Source organism: Nocardioides carbamazepini (assembly GCF_024614185.1).
Classification (GTDB): Bacteria; Actinomycetota; Actinomycetes; order Propionibacteriales; family Nocardioidaceae; genus Nocardioides; species Nocardioides carbamazepini.
Map to the genome: position 1 here is coordinate 864,927 of NZ_JAHTLF010000016.1, position 14,349 is coordinate 879,275.

The following is a 14,349-nucleotide window of genomic DNA, read 5'->3' on the forward strand; positions in this document are numbered from 1 at the left end:
GTCAGCCCCGGGTGGCGCCGACCGGTCGCGTCGGCTGGCTCTTCTCGCGCCGAGACGGACTGGACCGCAGCACGAACACGGCCCAGGCCGTCAGCAGGACGGCGGCGAAGCCCAGGCCGATGCCGTTGACCGCGGGGTAGGACAGCATCACGCCCAGGAAGCCGCCGACCACCCACGCCAGCTGCAGGGTGGTGTCGCCCTTGGCGAAGGCGCTCGCGTGCGCGCGCACCGGGACGCCGGACTGGATGGTCGAGTCGAGGGAGACCTTGGCGAGGTACTGCATCAGGCCGACGGTCAGGCCCAGCAGGATGAGGGGGAGCAGGCTGAAGAACACGGTCGCCACCACGAGCGCGACGATGTCGGCGAGCAGGGCGATGACCACCATCGCGGCCGGGTTGATCTTGCGGGCGAGCGACGCCACGACGATGCCGACGGTGTTGCCGAGGCCGGCGGCGCCGACGACCAGACCCACCGTCAGGGTCGCCTTGGTCTTGCTCTCCCAGCCGTCGAGCGGCTCGGTCATGAGCACGAACGTCATGAACATCGTCAAGAAGCCGGACAGCAGGCGAGGACCGCAGTTCGCGCGCAGCGCGAAGGCGACCCGCGGTGGCAGCCCGGTGCTGGGGCGCCCGGGTCGGCGCGGGCCGTCGATGGACTCCTCACCCGTCGAGGAGTCGATCTTGCCGGGCAGCAGGATCGCCGCGACCGTGCCGATCGTGAACACCACGAACGCGTAGCGGCAGGCCCACTCCGGTCCGATCCAGTACGCCGCGCCGGCGAGCGGGGCCGAGGCGCAGGCGCCGACCACGCCGGCGAGCGCCACCCGGCCGTTGGCCTTCACCAGGGTGATCTCCTGGGGGAGCAGGCGGGGCACCGCGGCGGCCTTCGCCACGCCGTACGCCTTGGACGAGACGAGCACGCCGAGCGCGGCGACGTAGAACCAGGGCGAGCCGTCGCTGAGCGTCCCGGCGAGCACCCAGCACAGGAAGGCGCGCAGCGCGAAGGTGGCGCCGATCGCCCAGCGCCGCCCGTGGCTGAACCGGTCGAGGAAGGGGCCGATCAGCGGCGCCACGATCGCGAACGGGACCATGGTCAGGCCGAGGAACAGCAGGACCGGGCCGCGCTGACCGCTGGTGGCGCCGGCGAAGAAGACGGTGCCGGCCAGCGCGATCGCGAACGCCGAGTCACCGGCCGCGTTGGCGGCGTGGAGCTCGATGAGCCGGTTGAGGCCCGAACGCTCCGCCCCCTGCGCGCCGGCGGCCTTCCGCGCCGTGCGCACGGTCGCCTTGCTGGCGCGCCCGGTGACCCGGGCGAAGCCCTTCACCCCGCGCGCGGTCGCCTTGGCCGCGCGGACCGAGCCGGTCTCGGCGGGCGCCTCCCCGGCGGGCCCGCGCTCCGGCGGCGTGCTCAGGTCGGGACCGTCGGTGCTCACCCTCCTATCTTGCCTGTTGCCCCCGACGTGACGCGCGTCGCCGTCATGGGGGATGCTGTGCCGGTGTCCACCCTGGAGCGCAAGCTGACCGACGCCGCCACCGCCGACGCGATCGACGCGGCGCGTTCGGCGCTGCTCGAGGAGGTCGACGCCGCCGACATCGGTGACCACCTCGGCCACCAGGTCGACGGCCTCCGGGTCGTGACCCACCTGTTCGAATGCACGCGCAGGGGCTACCGCGGCTGGCAGTGGGCGGTCACGCTCACGCGGGCCTCGCGCCAGCGCAAGGTCACCGTGGTCGAGGTCGTGCTGCTCCCGGGATCCGACGCCATCATCGCGCCTGCCTGGGTGCCCTACCGCGAGCGGCTGCAGCCCGGCGACATGTCGCCGGGTGACCTGCTCCCCGTCGCCGACGACGACCCGCGGCTGGTGCCGACGTACTCCTTCGGCGACGACGCCCTCGACACCGACGAGCAGGCGCAGATCCGCCAGGTCGCCACGGACCTCGGTCTCGGCCGGGTCCGCGTGCTCTCGCCCGAGGGCCGCGACGCCGCCGCCGAGCGCTGGTACGACGGCGACGCCGGCCCCGAGGCCGCCATCGCCAAGTCCGCGCCGCACCACTGCCACTCCTGCGGCTTCCTGGTCCGCCTCGGCGGCCCGCTGTCGGAGCTGTTCGGCGTGTGCGCCAACGGCGACGCCAACGACGACGGCCGGGTGGTCGCGTTCCAGCACGGCTGCGGCGCCCACTCCGAGGTGCGGCTGAGCAAGCGCCAGCAGCCCCAGCCTCCCGCTCCGCCGGTCATCGACACGATCTCGCTGGACGACCTCGAGAGCCTGTGAGACCGGTCAGGCGCGGGCCAGGATCGTGACCGCGTAGAGATCGTCGACCGGCCGCAGGTCGTACCCGCCGAACCGGTGCTGGACGACCAGGCCGGCCGCCGCGACGTCCGCGGCGAACTCCTCCGGCGCGTACACCCGTGCCGTCGCCGGGCCCTGCTGCAGGTGGAAGCCGACCAGGATCCGGCCGTCGGGCGCCAGCAGTGAGCCGAGGCGCTCCAGCACGGCGACCTCGGTGCCCTCGGCCACGAAGGTCAGCACGTTGCCGACGCACACCACCAGGTCGTACGACGTGGGCGCGTCGGCCGCCGCCAGTGCCTCGGGCGTCAGGGCGAGGATCTCCCGGGGCAGCACCGGCAGGTCCGGATAGGTCTGCCGGGACTGCTCGACGAGCGCGGGGTCGGGCTCGGCGGCGGTGACCCGGTGCCCCAGGGCGCGGAGGTGGGCGCCGATCCGGCCGATGCCCGAGCCGGCGTCGAGGATCGTGGCGCCGCGGGGGACGAGGGTGTCGGCGAGCCGGGCCTCCCCGACGACGTCGGCGCCCTCGGCGATCAGCTGGGCGAAGCGGTCCGCGTAGCCGCCGTTGCGCGGCCCGCCGAGCGCCCAACGGGTGGGGGGCAGGGGACCGGGCTCACCCATGGGCGTCGCGGTCGCGCTCGGCGCGGGCCCGCCGCCGGCGCTTGCAGTACTCCGTGCCGAGGAGGCCGAGACCGACGCCGGTCAGGCACATCCACAGCAGCCAGGTGCGCCCGTCCTCCTCGAGGCGCCCGTAGAACGGCAACAGGCCGACGAAGGCGACGAGGAAGAGCGCGGTGCCGACCTGGACGGTCCGGACGCCGTCGACGTCGAGGGGCTCGACGGGCGCGATCAGGTAGGTCCGGCTGCCGATCTCGTGCCGGGTCGGCTGGTCGTCGCGGAACTCCACAGGACCATGCTACCGCTCCGGGAATAGTTAGCAGAGGTAATGACTTATGCTAACGATATGCCGACTCTCGAGAAGCACGTGCGCAGCAACGCGGGGCTCGCCACCGAGCTCCGCTTCGCCGTGGTGCGGCTGCGCCGGAGGCTGTTGCGCGAGCGGCACCCCGACAACGACCTGGGCGTCACGTCGATGGCGGTGCTCTATGCCCTGGGCCGACGGGGCGACCTCACGGTCGGGGCGCTGGCGGGCCAGGAGCAGATGCAGCCGCCGAGCATGACCCGCACGATCACCGCGCTCGCCGACGCGGAGCTCGTCGAGCGGCACCCCCATCCGAGCGACGGCCGGCAGGTCGTCGTACGGATCACGGACGCGGGCCGCGCCGTCGTGGCCGCCGACGTCGCCCGTCGCGACCGCTGGCTCTCGCGCCGGCTCGCCGACCTGACTCCGGAGGAGCGCGACGTCCTGCGTCGCGCGGCCCCGATCCTCCAGCGCCTCGCCGAGGCCGACTGACCACGCCCGACTGAACCGAAGGAGTCCCCACGAGCCCCCGATTCCGCTCCCTGGCCCACCCGAACTACCGCCTGTACTTCGCCGGCAGCATCGTGTCGAACGTCGGCACCTGGATGCAGCGGGTCGCTCAGGACTGGCTGGTCCTGACCATCCCCGGCAACGGCGGCGCCGCCCTCGGCATCACGACCGGCCTCCAGTTCCTGCCGGTCCTGCTGCTCTCGCCGTACGCCGGCGTCGTGGCCGACCGCATCCCCAAGCGGGTCCTCCTCCAGATCACACAGGCCGTGATGGCCCTCGCCTCGCTCGCCCTCGGCCTGATCGCCGCGTTCGGCGCGGCCGAGACCTGGCACGTCTACCTGCTCGCCTTCGTCTTCGGCATCGGCGCGGCCTTCGACGGTCCGGCCCGCCAGGCCTTCGTCTCGGAGATGGTCGGCGCCGACGACGTCGCCAACGCGGTGAGCCTGAACTCGGCCGCCTTCAACACCGCCCGCCTGGTCGGTCCCGGCCTCGCCGGCCTGCTCATCGGCCTCGGCGGCGGCGGGATGCACGCGACCGGCTGGGTGATCCTCGCCAACGCGGTGTCCTATCTCGCCGTGATCGCCCAGCTGCGTCGGATGGACGAGGCCACCCTGCAGTCCCCGCGCCCCGCCGCCCGCACGCCCGGGATGCTCCGCGAGGGCGTGAGCTACCTGCGCGGCCAGCCCAAGATGCTGATGATCCTCGTCCTCGCCTTCTTCATCGGCACCTTCGGCATGAACTTCCAGATCACCTCGGCCCTCATGGCGACCGAGGTCTTCGGCAAGGGCGCGGAGGAGTACGGCGTCCTCGGGTCCGTGCTCGCGGTCGGCTCCCTGTCCGGCGCCCTGGTCGCGGCCGGTCGCTCCCAGGTCCGGGTCCGGTTGCTGATGGGTGCGGCGGTGGTGTTCGGCGTCGCCGAGATCGTGGCGGGCCTGGTGCCGACGTACCTCACCTTCGTGCTGCTGTGCCCGCTCCTCGGCTTCTCGGTGATCACCGTGCTCAACTCCTGCAACGCACTGCTCCAGATCGAGTCCGCGCCGGCCCTGCGCGGGCGGGTGATGGCGATCTACATGACCATCGTGATGGGCGGCACGCCGCTCGGCGCGCCCTTCATCGGCTGGGTCGGCGAGCAGTTCGGTGCCCGGTGGACCCTGATCCTCGGCGGTGCCCTGGTCCTGGTCGGCGTCGGGCTGGCGGTGCTGGTGCGCCGGACCGCGGCGGGCGCCGGGCCGTCGCCCCTCGGGGCGACCACCGGCTCGACCCCGGCCGTCGCTCCTGCCATGCTTCGGCCGTGAACTCGGTCCCGCCCGTCGCATCGACCCACCCGCTCGACCGCTACTTCCGCATCTCCGAGCGGGGCTCCAGCCTCGGCCGGGAGATCCGCGGTGGCGTCGTCACGTTCTTCACGATGGCCTATATCGTCGTGCTGAACCCGCTGATCCTCGGCTACGCGACCGACATCGACGGCAAGTACCTCGGCGGCGGCAGTGAGCCGAACCTGGCGGCCATCGCCGCCGGCACGGCGCTGGTGGCCGGCGTCCTCACGATCCTGATGGGCGTCGTGGCGAACTTCCCGCTCGCCCTGGCGACCGGCCTGGGGCTCAACGCCTTCCTCGCGTTCGCCGTGGCCAGCCAGATGACCTGGGCCGACGCGATGGGCCTGGTGGTGATCGAGGGTGTCCTCATCCTGGTGCTGGTCCTCACCGGATTCCGCACCGCGGTCTTCCGCGCCGTGCCCGCGCAGCTCAAGGTCGCCATCTCGGTGGGCATCGGCCTGTTCATCGCCCTGATCGGGTTCGTCGACGCCGGCGTGGTGGGGCGGATCCCCGACGCGGCGCAGACGACGGTCCCCGTGCAGCTCGGCACCGACGGCAACCTCAGTGGCTGGCCGGTCCTGGTGTTCGTCGTGGGCCTGCTGCTCATGCTGGCGCTGTGGGTGCGCCGGGTGCGGGGCGCGATCCTGATCTCGATCGTCGTCATGACGGCGGTCGCGGTCGTCGTCGAGGCGATCGGCGACCTCGGCAGGTCCGCGGAGCAGGCCGGTGGCTGGGCGCTCACCGTCCCGGCCTGGCCCGATTCCTTCCACGCGCCCGACTTCGGCACGCTCGGCGAGTTCAACCTGCTGGGCTCGTGGGACAAGGCCGGCGTGGTCACCGTCCTGCTGCTCGTCTTCTCGCTGATGCTGGCCGACTTCTTCGACACCATGGGCACGATGACCGCCATCGGCGCGGAGGCCGAGCTGCTCGACGAGGACGGCGTGCCGCCGCACGCCGAGCGCATCCTGGTCGTCGACTCGGTCGCGGCGATCGCGGGCGGTGCGGCCGGCGTCTCGTCGAACACGTCGTACATCGAGTCGGCCTCGGGGGTCGGCGAGGGTGCTCGCACCGGCCTGGCCGCGGTCGTCACCGGAGCCCTCTTCCTGGTCACCATCTTCCTGTCGCCGCTGGTCGCGATGATCCCGTCCGAGGCGGCGGTACCGGCGCTGGTCCTGGTCGGCTTCTTGATGATGCAGCAGATCACCGGCATCTCCTGGGACGACGTGGAGATCGCGATCCCGGCCTTCCTCACCATCGCCCTGATGCCGTTCACGTACTCGATCACGGTCGGGATCGGGGCCGGATTCGTGTCCTTCGCCTTCCTCAAGGTCGTGCGCGGCAAGGCCCGTGAGCTGCACCCGCTGCTGTGGGTCGTGGCCGGCCTGTTCGTGGTCTACTTCGCGATCGACCCGATCACCCGGTGGCTGACCTGAGACCGCACGGCTCGGCGGCGGGCCCCAGGCGTGTGTGCCGCATTTTGACCCGCCTTTGGGCGGCCGGTAATCTCGAATCTCGTGCCTGGGGCCACCCGGCACATTGAGCATGCCCTCGCACCAGCCGTTCCGGCGGTCGCGGTGGCCGAGGGGTGCTCCGGCACTCCGCATGAACGCATCACCCCCGAGCCCGGCACCGTGTCGAGCCGAGAGAACAGATACGAAAGGGAACCATCAGGTGCCCACCATTCAGCAGTTGGTCCGCAAGGGCCGCCAGGACAAGGTGTCGAAGACCAAGACGCCTGCCCTGAAGGGTTCGCCCCAGCGACGCGGTGTGTGCACCCGCGTCTACACCACCACCCCCAAGAAGCCGAACTCCGCCCTCCGGAAGGTCGCCCGCGTGCGCCTCTCCAGCGGCGTCGAGGTCACCGCCTACATCCCGGGCGAGGGTCACAACCTCCAGGAGCACTCGATCGTGCTCGTCCGCGGCGGTCGTGTGAAGGACCTGCCCGGTGTCCGCTACAAGGTCATCCGCGGCGCGCTGGACACCCAGTCCGTGAAGAACCGTAAGCAGGCTCGCAGCCGCTACGGTGCCAAGAAGGAGAAGAGCTGACATGCCGCGCAAGGGCCCCGCGCCGAAGCGCCCGATCGACGTCGACCCGGTCTACGGTTCGCAGCTGGTGACCCAGCTGGTGTCGAAGGTGCTCCAGGACGGCAAGAAGCAGGTCGCTCAGCGGATCGTCTACTCCGCTCTCGAAGGCACTCGCGAGAAGACCGGCGTCGACCCGGTCATCACCCTCAAGCGTGCGCTCGACAACGTGCGCCCCGCGCTCGAGGTCAAGTCCCGCCGCGTCGGTGGCGCGACCTACCAGGTCCCGATCGAGGTCAAGGGCAACCGCGGCACGACGCTCTCGCTGCGTTGGCTCGTCGGCTACGCCCAGGAGCGTCGCGAGAAGACGATGGCCGAGCGCCTGCAGAACGAGATCCTCGACGCGGCCAACGGCCTCGGCGCCGCGGTGAAGAAGCGCGAGGACACCCACAAGATGGCCGAGTCCAACAAGGCCTTCGCTCACTACCGCTGGTGACCACCCGTACGGCGGAGCCCCGGCTCCGCCGTACGGCACCTGCCCATCCACCCAAACAACCAGCACCGACCTAAGGAACGCTGACTCACGTGGCAGTCGACATCACGACGGACCTGAACGCCGTCCGCAACATCGGCATCATGGCGCACATCGACGCCGGCAAGACCACCACCACCGAGCGCATCCTGTTCTACACCGGCATCACCTACAAGATCGGTGAGGTCCACGATGGCGGCGCCACGATGGACTGGATGGAGCAGGAGCAGGAGCGCGGCATCACGATCACGTCGGCCGCGACGACCTGCTGGTGGAACAAGCACCAGATCAACATCATCGACACCCCCGGGCACGTCGACTTCACCGTCGAGGTCGAGCGCTCGCTGCGCGTCCTCGACGGCGCCGTCGCGGTCTTCGACGGCGTTGCCGGCGTCGAGCCGCAGACCATGACCGTGTGGCGTCAGGCCAACAAGTACGCCGTCCCGCGGATGTGCTTCGTCAACAAGCTCGACCGGACCGGCGCGGACTTCTACCGCGTCGTCGACTCGATCGTGCAGAAGCTCAACTCCACCCCGTTGGTGATGCAGCTCCCGATCGGCGCCGAGGGCGACTTCATCGGCGTCGTCGACCTGGTCGAGATGAACGCCAAGGTGTGGCGTGGCGAGACCCAGCAGGGCGAGGACTACGTCGTCGAGGAGATCCCCGCCGACCTCGCGGACAAGGCCGCGGAGTACCGCGAGAAGCTCGTCGAGACCCTCGCCGAGGCCGACGACGACGTGATGGAGGCCTACCTCGAGGACGGCGACACGTTCGACGTGCCGACCCTCAAGGCCGCCATCCGCCGTGCGACGCTGGCCGACAAGGTCAACCCGATCCTCACCGGCACCGCGTTCAAGAACAAGGGCGTCCAGCCCCTGCTCGACGCGATCGTCGACTACCTGCCGTCGCCGCTCGACGTCGACGGCATCGTCGGCCACAAGCCGGGCACGGAGGAGACCGAGGAGAACGAGGTCGTCCGCAAGCCGTCGTCCGAGGAGCCCCTCGCCGCGCTGGCGTTCAAGATCGCCGCCGACCCGCACCTGGGCAAGCTGACCTTCGTCCGCGTCTACTCCGGCAAGCTCGAGGCCGGTGGCACCGTGCTCAACACGAGCAACGGCCGCAAGGAGCGGATCGGCAAGGTCTACCAGATGCACGCCAACAAGCGTGAGGAGATCGCCTCGGTCGGCGCCGGCCAGATCGTCGCCGTCATGGGCCTCAAGGACACCCGTACCGGGCACACCCTCTCGGACTCGTCCAAGCAGGTCGTGCTCGAGTCGATGACCTTCCCGGCGCCCGTGATCTCGGTGGCCATCGAGCCGAAGACCAAGGCCGACCAGGAGAAGCTCGGTGTCGCCATCGGGCGTCTCGCCGAGGAGGACCCCACCTTCGTCGTCAAGACCGACGAGGAGACCGGCCAGACCATCATCTCCGGCATGGGCGAGCTCCACCTGGAGATCCTCGTCGACCGGATGAAGCGCGAGTTCAGGGTCGAGGCCACGGTCGGCAAGCCGCAGGTCGCCTACCGCGAGACCATCCGCGGCACCGTGTCGAACCACAGCTACACGCACAAGAAGCAGACCGGTGGCTCGGGCCAGTTCGCCAAGGTCGTCATCTCGCTGGCGCCGAACATCGACGCCGAGACCGGTCTCGGCGCGGGCTACGAGTTCATCAACAACGTCTCGGGTGGTCGCGTCCCGCGCGAGTACATCCCGTCCGTCGACAACGGCGGCCAGGAGGCCATGGAGTTCGGCGTCCTCGCCGGCTACCCGATGGTCGACGTGAAGTTCACGCTCGAGGACGGCGCCTACCACGACGTCGACTCGTCCGAGCTCGCGTTCAAGATCGCCGGCATCCAGTCGTTCAAGGAGGCCGCTCGCAAGGCGAACCCGTGCCTCCTCGAGCCCATGTTCGCCGTCGAGGTGACCACCCCCGAGGACTACCTCGGCACGGTCATCGGTGACATCAACAGCCGTCGCGGTCAGATCCGCGCGCAGGAGGAGCGTCACGGCGACATCGTCGTGTCCGCCCTCGTGCCGCTGTCCGAGATGTTCGGGTACGTTGGCGACCTGAGGTCCAAGACCTCCGGTCAGGCGTCGTACTCGATGGAGTTCGACTCGTACGCCGAGGTTCCCACGAACATCGCCGACGAGATCATCAAGAAGGCGCGCGGCGAGTAGCACACACGGGGGCTTCGCCCCCGTGGACCCCCGGACACTCGGGGACTCAAGGCAGACCCTCGGCGCACCACCCCATTAGTACGAGTCAAGTAACAACACACCAGGAGGAGCCCCAGTGGCTAAGGCGAAGTTCGAGCGGACCAAGCCGCACGTCAACATCGGCACGATCGGTCACATCGACCACGGCAAGACCACGCTGACCGCGGCCATCTCGAAGGTCCTGCACGACGCGTACCCGGACCTCAACGAGGCCTCGCCGTTCGACCAGATCGACAAGGCTCCCGAGGAGCGCCAGCGCGGCATCACGATCTCGATCGCTCACATCGAGTACCAGACCGAGGCGCGCCACTACGCGCACGTCGACTGCCCCGGTCACGCGGACTACATCAAGAACATGATCACCGGTGCCGCCCAGATGGACGGCGCGATCCTGGTGGTCGCCGCGACCGACGGCCCGATGCCGCAGACGCGTGAGCACGTCCTGCTCGCCCGCCAGGTCGGCGTCCCCGCCCTGGTCGTCGCGCTCAACAAGTGCGACATGGTCGACGACGAGGAGCTCATCGAGCTCGTCGAGATGGAGGTGCGCGAGCTCCTCTCCGAGTACGAGTACCCGGGCGACGACGTCCCGGTCGTGCGCGTTGCTGCCTTCCCGGCGCTGAACGGCGACGAGAAGTGGGGCAAGTCGGTCCTCGAGCTGATGAGCGCCGTGGACGAGTACATCCCGCAGCCCGAGCGTGAGATCGACAAGCCGTTCCTCATGCCCGTCGAGGACGTCTTCACGATCACCGGTCGTGGCACCGTCATCACCGGTCGCATCGAGCGCGGCGTCGTCAAGGTGAACGAGGAGGTCGAGATCATCGGCATCCGCGACACCTCGATCAAGTCGACCGTCACCGGTGTCGAGATGTTCCGCAAGCTGCTCGACGAGGGCCAGGCCGGTGAGAACGTCGGTCTGCTCCTGCGCGGCACCAAGCGCGAGGACGTCGAGCGCGGCATGGTCGTGGTGAAGCCGGGGACCACCACCCCGCACACCAACTTCGAGGCGAGCGTCTACATCCTCTCGAAGGAGGAGGGCGGCCGTCACACGCCGTTCTTCAACAACTACCGTCCGCAGTTCTACTTCCGCACCACCGACGTGACCGGTGTCGTGACCCTTCCCGAGGGCACCGAGATGGTCATGCCGGGCGACAACACGGACATGACGGTCGAGCTGATCCAGCCGATCGCCATGGACGAGGGTCTGAAGTTCGCGATCCGCGAGGGTGGCCGCACCGTCGGCGCCGGCCGGGTCACGAAGATCACCAAGTGATCTGACCTGCTTCGGGGAGACCCCCTGCTGCTTCGGCGGCAGGGGGTCTCCTGCATTTTCGACAGGGACAGGTCAGCCGGGAGAATGGTCGGGTGGCTGAGCAGACGAACGGGGGCGTGCGTCCGGCACGACCGCACCACAAGCAGACCGAGGACGGCCGGCGGATGCGTGAGGTGCTCACCTACACCCGTCGCGGTAGCCGCTTCTCCCCGAGGCAGCAGGCCGCCTGGGACACCTACGCCGACCGCTGGGTGATCCCCGAGGAGGCGGTCGACGACCCGGACTTCTCCTGGACCCGGTGGTTCGGGCGCGAGGCTCCTCTCGTCGTGGAGATCGGCGGTGGCGTGGGGGAGGCGACCGCGGCCCTCGCGGCGACTCGTCCGGAGGTGAACGTCCTCGCGCTCGAGGTCTGGCGTCCCGGTGTCGCCGAGGGCCTGAGCCGGGTGGCGCAGAGCGGTGCGACCAACGTCCGGTTCAGCGGCGTCGACGCGGTCTGGACGCTCGAGCACCTGATCGCGACCGGCACGATCAGCGAGCTGTGGACCTTCTTCCCGGACCCCTGGCACAAGACCCGGCACCACAAGCGGCGCCTGGTCAACGCGGAGCATGCCGCCGTGATCGCCTCCCGGCTGGCGCGCGGCGCGCTGTGGCGCCTGGCGACCGACTGGGCCGACTATGCCGAGCAGATGGTCGAGGTCCTCGACGCCGAGCCGGCGCTCGAGGGCGGCGTGGTGGAGCGCTGGGCGGAGCGGCCGGTGACGAAGTTCGAGCGCAAGGGCCTGGCCAAGGGCCGTGCCATCACCGATCTCGCCTACCGCCGCGTCTGACACACAGCGTTCACACGCTCGCCGTGGCGTGTCGCCCGAATCCGTTGGGTGCGAGGCGTACTTTCGCAAGCAGTGGCAGGCGGGGAAGCCGGCCACATCGGGAGGCCGAACGTGACGAACCACGAACGCGCACCCCGGTCCGTCTACCAGGGATAGGGCCGGGTGGCCCTGGGGGCGCGCGGTCCGGTGAGGTGAGTCGTGGGAATCCATCACGATGAGGCCCAGCACGATGAGGCCCAGACCAGCACGCAGCGCCGCCGTACCTACGTCCTCGACACCAGCGTCCTGCTCGCCGACCCGGCCGCCCTGCGCCGGTTCGCCGAGCACGAGGTCGTGTTGCCGGTGGTCGTGATCACCGAGCTCGAGGCCAAACGCCACCACCCCGAGCTGGGCTACTTCGCGCGCAGCGCACTGCGGATGCTGGACGAGATGCGGGTCAGCCACGGCCGCCTCGACACGCCCGTCCCGGTGGGCGAGGAGGGCGGCAGCGTCCGCGTGGAGCTCAACCACACCGACGCCTCGTCCCTGCCCTCGGGCTTCCGCCTCGGTGACAACGACACGCGCATCCTCGCGGTCGCGCGCAACCTCGCCGACGAGGGGTACGACGTCACGCTGGTCTCCAAGGACCTGCCGATGCGGATCAAGGCCTCCGCCGTGGGCCTGGACGCCGAGGAGTACCGCGGCGAGACCACCAGTGACTCCGACACCGGCTACTCCGGCATGGCCGAGGTGGAGGTGGGCGCCGCCGAGCTCGACGAGCTCTACGACGACGGCACGCTCGACCTCGCCGACGCCCGGGAGCTGCCCTGCCACACGGGCCTGGTCCTGCTCTCGGACCGCGGCACCGCGCTGGGCCGGGTCGGCCCGGACAAGCAGGTGCACCTGGTCCGCGGCGACCGCGAGGCCTTCGGGATCCACGGCCGCAGCGCCGAGCAGCGGGTCGCCCTCGACCTCCTGCTCGACCCGGAGGTCGGGATCGTCTCGCTGGGCGGCCGGGCCGGCACCGGCAAGTCCGCGCTCGCCCTGTGCGCGGGCCTCGAGGCGGTGATGGAGCGCCAACAGCACAAGAAGGTCGTCGTCTTCCGCCCCCTGTTCGCCGTCGGCGGCCAGGAGCTCGGCTACCTGCCGGGCTCGGAGTCGGAGAAGATGTCGCCCTGGGCCCAGGCCGTCTTCGACACCCTCGGCGCGCTGACCTCGCGCGAGGTGGTGGACGAGATCCTCGACCGCGGCATGCTCGAGGTCCTCCCGCTGACCCACATCCGGGGCCGCTCGCTGCACGACTCCTTCGTCATCGTCGACGAGGCGCAGTCGCTGGAGCGCAACGTCCTCCTCACCGTGCTCTCGCGGATCGGTGCCAACTCCAAGGTGGTGCTCACCCACGACGTCGCCCAGCGCGACAACCTCCGCGTGGGACGCCACGACGGCGTCGTGGCGGTCGTCGAGAAGCTCAAGGGGCACCCGCTCTTCGCCCACGTCACCCTGACCCGCTCCGAGCGCTCGCCGATCGCCGCCCTGGTGACGGAGATGCTGGAGAACGTCGTGGTGTGAGCTCTCCCGGTGACGCTGGTGTGACTCGTGTGATCCACGGTGCCAGCGGTGCTGGAGAGGCTGGGGAAATCGGCCGTTCGGTTTGCGTGAGCACTCTCCGTCAGGCAGGGTGGTCGCTGGCCGCCGGCGGCGATGACCGTGAGTCGGGCCCGATCGGGCGGTGGCCGTGCCCATGTCGCCGAGCCCGAATCCGAGCCCTTGACGAACAACGCGCCGCAGCCGCCGAAGAGGCGCGCACCCAAGCATCGCGGTGCGCCCAAGCACGCCCACATCGCGCAGGCCCCGCGCAAGGCGGCCCGCAACGTCGTCGTGCTCTCGTCCGTCGCGGTGGCCGTCACCGGTGCCTCCGTCGCCGCCGGCCTCGCCGGCCAGCAGGCGGCTCCGGCCGCCGCGGGCGCGGCGGGGTCCGCCGATCTCGACGCGATCGCCAACGTCGGCGCCACGGCGCTCTCGTCCGACGCGACCGAGCGTCGCGAGCCGGTGCTCTCGCGCGACGACCTGCGTCCCGCCGCGGTCCCGGCCAAGTCTGCCGACCTCGACGGCTCCCGGACGGCCGCGATCACCGACAGCCGCGAGCTCTCCGACTCCGACCCGCGCGACATCGCTCGAGCGCTCCTCGGCGAGTTCGGCTTCTCCTCCAGCCAGTTCGGCTGCCTCGACTCGCTGTGGACCCGTGAGTCCAACTGGCGCTGGAACGCCGACAACCCGACCTCCAGCGCCTACGGCATCCCACAGGCGCTGCCCGGCTCCAAGATGTCCACCGCCGGTGCCGACTGGGCCACCAACCCGGCGACCCAGATCCGCTGGGGCCTGGGCTACATCAAGGGCCGCTACGGCAGCCCCTGCAGCGCGTGGGGACACAGCGAGTCGGTGGGCTGGTACTGAGTCGGGCCCCGTCA

14 protein-coding genes are annotated in these 14,349 nt (G+C 70.5%); 11 read left to right on the plus strand and 3 right to left on the minus strand.

All coding sequences use genetic code 11. From position 1 onward, the window contains the following. Window position 1: 1 nt before the first annotated feature. Window positions 2-1,432: an MFS transporter gene (locus tag KVF89_RS16735; protein ID WP_257427219.1), complete on the minus strand. Its 1,431-nt coding sequence runs from the start codon at window positions 1,430-1,432 to the stop codon at window positions 2-4. 63 nt (window positions 1,433-1,495) lie between these two features. On the opposite strand from KVF89_RS16735, the gene KVF89_RS16740 reads away from it, so the two are divergent. Continuing rightward, window positions 1,496-2,272, plus strand: a complete 777-nt coding sequence (locus KVF89_RS16740) for a DUF3027 domain-containing protein (protein ID WP_257427220.1) — start codon at window positions 1,496-1,498, stop codon at window positions 2,270-2,272. A 6-nt stretch (window positions 2,273-2,278) separates the two neighbouring features. Here the strand turns inward: KVF89_RS16740 and KVF89_RS16745 are convergent, their stop codons facing one another. Together KVF89_RS16745 and KVF89_RS16750 are read right to left on the minus strand one after the other, a co-directional pair. Further along, a complete protein-coding gene (locus KVF89_RS16745; RefSeq protein WP_257427221.1) occupies window positions 2,279-2,908 on the minus strand; it encodes a class I SAM-dependent methyltransferase in 630 nt (209 codons plus the stop codon). Beyond that, on the minus strand, window positions 2,901-3,194 hold the full coding sequence (locus tag KVF89_RS16750; protein WP_257427222.1) for a DUF2530 domain-containing protein: 294 nt from the start codon (window positions 3,192-3,194) through the stop codon (window positions 2,901-2,903). Before KVF89_RS16750 ends, KVF89_RS16745 begins: the two co-directional genes overlap by 8 nt. Before the next feature lie 57 nt (window positions 3,195-3,251). On the opposite strand from KVF89_RS16750, the gene KVF89_RS16755 reads away from it, so the two are divergent. The 10 genes from KVF89_RS16755 to KVF89_RS16800 all read left to right on the plus strand — a co-directional run bounded on the left by KVF89_RS16755 (window position 3,252) and on the right by KVF89_RS16800 (window position 14,335). Next, a complete protein-coding gene (locus KVF89_RS16755) occupies window positions 3,252-3,701 on the plus strand; it encodes a MarR family winged helix-turn-helix transcriptional regulator (RefSeq protein ID WP_257427223.1) in 450 nt (149 codons plus the stop codon). A gap of 50 nt (window positions 3,702-3,751) precedes the next feature. After that, window positions 3,752-5,014, plus strand: a complete 1,263-nt coding sequence (locus tag KVF89_RS16760; protein ID WP_257427623.1) for an MFS transporter — start codon at window positions 3,752-3,754, stop codon at window positions 5,012-5,014. After that, entirely contained in the window at window positions 5,011-6,468 is a 1,458-nt protein-coding gene (locus KVF89_RS16765; RefSeq protein WP_257427224.1) for an NCS2 family permease, read from the plus strand. The genes KVF89_RS16760 and KVF89_RS16765 overlap by 4 nt, the downstream gene beginning before the upstream one ends. A 238-nt stretch (window positions 6,469-6,706) precedes the next feature. Further along, window positions 6,707-7,081 carry a 30S ribosomal protein S12 gene (gene rpsL, locus KVF89_RS16770; protein ID WP_257427225.1) on the plus strand — a complete coding sequence of 125 codons (375 nt, stop codon included), beginning with the start codon at window positions 6,707-6,709 and terminating at the stop codon, window positions 7,079-7,081. Window position 7,082: 1 nt separating this feature from the next. Then, window positions 7,083-7,553 carry a 30S ribosomal protein S7 gene (rpsG, locus tag KVF89_RS16775; protein ID WP_141800194.1) on the plus strand — a complete coding sequence of 157 codons (471 nt, stop codon included), beginning with the start codon at window positions 7,083-7,085 and terminating at the stop codon, window positions 7,551-7,553. Between the two features lie 140 nt (window positions 7,554-7,693). Then, entirely contained in the window at window positions 7,694-9,766 is a 2,073-nt protein-coding gene (fusA, locus tag KVF89_RS16780) for an elongation factor G (RefSeq protein ID WP_372497937.1), read from the plus strand. A gap of 115 nt (window positions 9,767-9,881) precedes the next feature. After that, entirely contained in the window at window positions 9,882-11,075 is a 1,194-nt protein-coding gene (gene tuf, locus KVF89_RS16785; protein ID WP_257427227.1) for an elongation factor Tu, read from the plus strand. 92 nt (window positions 11,076-11,167) lie between these two features. Then, entirely contained in the window at window positions 11,168-11,902 is a 735-nt protein-coding gene (gene trmB, locus KVF89_RS16790) for a tRNA (guanosine(46)-N7)-methyltransferase TrmB (RefSeq protein WP_257427228.1), read from the plus strand. Between the two features lie 198 nt (window positions 11,903-12,100). Next, window positions 12,101-13,450: an RNA 5'-3' helicase PhoH2 gene (phoH2, locus tag KVF89_RS16795; protein ID WP_257427229.1), complete on the plus strand. Its 1,350-nt coding sequence runs from the start codon at window positions 12,101-12,103 to the stop codon at window positions 13,448-13,450. A gap of 198 nt (window positions 13,451-13,648) precedes the next feature. Next, complete coding sequence (locus KVF89_RS16800; RefSeq protein WP_257427230.1) at window positions 13,649-14,335, plus strand: aggregation-promoting factor C-terminal-like domain-containing protein; 687 nt, start codon at window positions 13,649-13,651, stop codon at window positions 14,333-14,335. Window positions 14,336-14,349: the final 14 nt, after the last annotated feature.